3 protein-coding genes are annotated in these 3,134 nt (G+C 50.1%); 2 read left to right on the plus strand and 1 reads right to left on the minus strand.

Annotated elements, in window-relative coordinates; genetic code table 11:
* Positions 1 to 1,172 (minus strand): AAA-like domain-containing protein (locus tag H6F43_RS00100; RefSeq protein WP_190340011.1); only part of this gene is annotated, 1,172 nt, incomplete at its 3' end.
* Between the two features lie 245 nt (positions 1,173 to 1,417).
* On the opposite strand from H6F43_RS00100, the gene H6F43_RS00105 reads away from it, so the two are divergent.
* Entirely contained in the window at positions 1,418 to 2,458 is a 1,041-nt protein-coding gene (locus tag H6F43_RS00105; RefSeq protein WP_190340012.1) for a hypothetical protein, read from the plus strand.
* An 80-nt stretch (positions 2,459 to 2,538) separates the two neighbouring features.
* The coding region (locus H6F43_RS00110) for a hypothetical protein (RefSeq protein ID WP_190340013.1) at positions 2,539 to 3,134 on the plus strand (596 nt) is incomplete at its 3' end.

Raw genomic sequence — 3,134 nt, forward strand, 5'->3', positions numbered from 1 at the left:
TGCGGCTCATTAGCGATGACGCGATCGAGTGCAGTTTGTAGCTCTGGATAATCTTGCAGCACTTGCCAGTGGCGACGGAGATGATCTCGATAAATCCCTGCTTGCGTTGGAGCTGCTTGCAGCAATTGCTCTAGCGTCTTACCCTGCTGCAAATGATAGAATGCCAACTGCAACAGGTATGGATGTCCGCCTACCATTGAAACCAGCGGTTGCATCGCTTGAATTGAGCTGTGCCAGCCATACTGTTTTGCCAACCATTGCACCTGCTCGATCGAGAGTTCCGGTAAACGAATTGGCAGCCCGACATTGAAGGGAGACTGATTCAGATTGAGCGGAATATAAACTTCAGTCGAATGAGCAACAACCAGTCGTAATCGCTGCCAAATTTCTAGATTATTTGCCTCCTCGTGCCAGCTTCGCAGCAATGCAAAGAATCCTTGAGCAACTTGAGGAAATTCAAATAGCCAATCTACTTCATCTAAACCCAAGACTAAATTTTGGTGCAGTTGCTCTAATATACAGAACTGAAAATAAGTCGTGCAGCTGACCAGGCTGCCAAACCGTTCTCCATCCCAATAATCATCGAGCTGTACCGATAGATTCAGCTTCTGACTAAGATTCACGCAAAACCAGCGCAGAAATGTATCTAAATCAGCCAATACTGCCGCTTCTGCCTGGCGCAAATTGAGCCGCACCGTCGCATAGTTAATCTCGCTGGCTCTTGCCAAAATCCGATGGAGCAGAGATGTTTTACCCATGTATTGTGGAGCGCGAATCCGAACTAAGCCACCTGGCTTGCAAATTTCTTGAAGGCACTGTTCCTCAATGGGAGGACGTTCAACATAAAGCGGAGATTTCAGCGTCAGGGGGCTGCCCGGAAATTCTAGATTGGCAAATTTTCCCTGATAAACAAGTTGTGGATTGACTAGCTCCGATCGGTGCCGAGCAAACAAGTCAATTAACTCTTCTCGATGGGAATAATGTTCTCCCTCGGCATTACTGAAGCCAAATGCTTTACAGATGTTGGCAATATGTCGACGAATCGTAGAAGGTTCTAGATACAGCGCCGTAGCGATCGCCTCGTCGGTTTCGCCTGCTAAGAATCGCTGCAAGACTTTGCGCTGTTTTGGTGTCAGCTCCTCAAAAATCACTTTAAATTCGGGTTCGTCCATGCTGATCAAACTGCCTCACCTTCTATCCCTAGTTCAAATAGCTTCCAACGTTTTACTTCTGTTTCCAGTTTATAAATAGAATCAATCTTCTCGTGAACTGTGTAACTTTTTGCACAAGCCCTGCCGCAATCTAGCCGCTTGCTAGTGTATTCAATATCTGGGGAGATTCGACTTCCGGTTGGTGGGGTGCAATCGCTGCCAACTCACCGATCCTCTCACCCAACCTCTGAATCAGGAATTTTTTCATGAGGCGCAAATTGCTTACTCATTCACTCACGATCGCGGTTTTAATCGGGCTGACGGTTGTCTCCCCTGCTGCTGCTCAGTCTCCCTCGCAAGCCGCTTGTCCACAGTTCTCTTACCCACAACTACCAACCAATGTTCGACCAAGGTTGGTACAAGAGTTAAATGGACACACCAGCTTTGTTTATTCCCTCACCCTTAGCTGCGATGGGCAAACGCTAATCTCAACCAGCGGCACCACCGATAAATCGGTCAGGCTGTGGAACTGGCGATCGGGCAAACAACAATTGAGTTTTACTGCCGACAATCCGAACGACTGGTTTACCACCGCTTTTCTGTCGCCTGATCGTCGAACGCTGATTACTGCTGACTCTAAAGGTGTAATTCAGCTTCGAGACCCTCAAACTGGATCAGTGCGATCGATCTTTCCGGCTCGTACTCGTGGGGTTGGGATTGTCACCCTCACCTTGGATGGACAGACGCTTGTGGACGCAACCGGCACTGGCGGCGATTTTGGCGTCCGATTATGGAACTTTAACACCCAGCAACAATACCCAGGTACGTTTGGCACGTGGGCAGACGTATGGACGATTACCCCAGATGGCTACACCTTAGCGGCAGCCAGCAATAGCGGAACCGCCAAAGTCTGGAATCTTCGCACTCGGCAACTGGTCAGTGCCTTACCGACTAGCTCCACTGTTGGAGCAGTGGCAATCGCCCTGACGCCCAATGCAGAATCACTGATTGTTGCTTACACGGACGGCTCGCTTAAACAATGGAATGCCAGAACTGGAAGACTTAGCCGCACGCTGTTTCGAGGCATTCCACCTAAGTCGATCGCCATGAGTCCTGATGGTCGAACACTGGCGATCGGCTACCACAACCACATCCGCCTATGGAACCTTAGCACCAATCAATTGCTGCATAACCTGCCTGCAAATGCCCCCGGTCCTCAGCGCTTGCGCTTCAGTCCTGATGGCCGATTTTTTCTTAACACGGATGAAGAGGGCGACGTGATTCGCGTCTGGCAGCTTACTTCCTAGCAGGATGGCAGTTGGTGCAACTGATTGCTGATGACACTTCTTTGATGTGTTTTCCATTGATCGATCAACCATTAATAAACGTGATTCAATTCAAAGCCGACAAAGGTTTAAGAAGCGTAGCTGCCCTCCTGTGCCTGAGCGTCTCGGTTGCTTGGCAATTTCCCAAAGGGGTAAACGCCAATGGTTTAACTGTGCAGCCGCAAGCTACTGTTTCCCTCAGGATGGCACAAGCTACACCCAACTCATCTGCCCTTACCTGTCGAACAGAGCGGCAGCAGTATGAGGAAGGGTTGTTGAATGCAATCTTTGGGCAGGCAGAGCAAGCGATCGCGATTGGACAAGTTGACTACGCCTCCCAATTGCTTCTTGGTGCACTTCAGCGAATTCGAGCCATGCCAAATTCCCCTGCCAAAATCAACCTGCTGGAAAGATTGGTCGGCAGCTTGGGCGAAAACGTAGCCTACACCAGTCCGCTAGAGCAACTGATACGGGCTGTTCTCCCTCAGGCATCTCAAGCGGCTGGGGCAGTGGTGGGGGACGCATTTGCAGTCACTCGGACCCTGAGCACGAGCTACAGTGCTTCTAAAGCCCGAACGTTCACCGCACTCGCCAATTACTTCACCCGCTTAGGACAGCGCGATCGTAGCCTGATCATTCTCAGAGAGGCGTTCAATGC

It is taken from the genome of Leptolyngbya sp. FACHB-36, assembly GCF_014695955.1.
Lineage (GTDB): Bacteria > Cyanobacteriota > Cyanobacteriia > Leptolyngbyales > Leptolyngbyaceae > FACHB-36.

Excerpts from the sequence above, each read along its gene's own strand:
- H6F43_RS00105 (WP_190340012.1), top strand. The coding sequence starts at position 1,418 with ATGAGGCGCAAATTGCTTACTCATTCACTCACGATCGCGGTTTTAATC.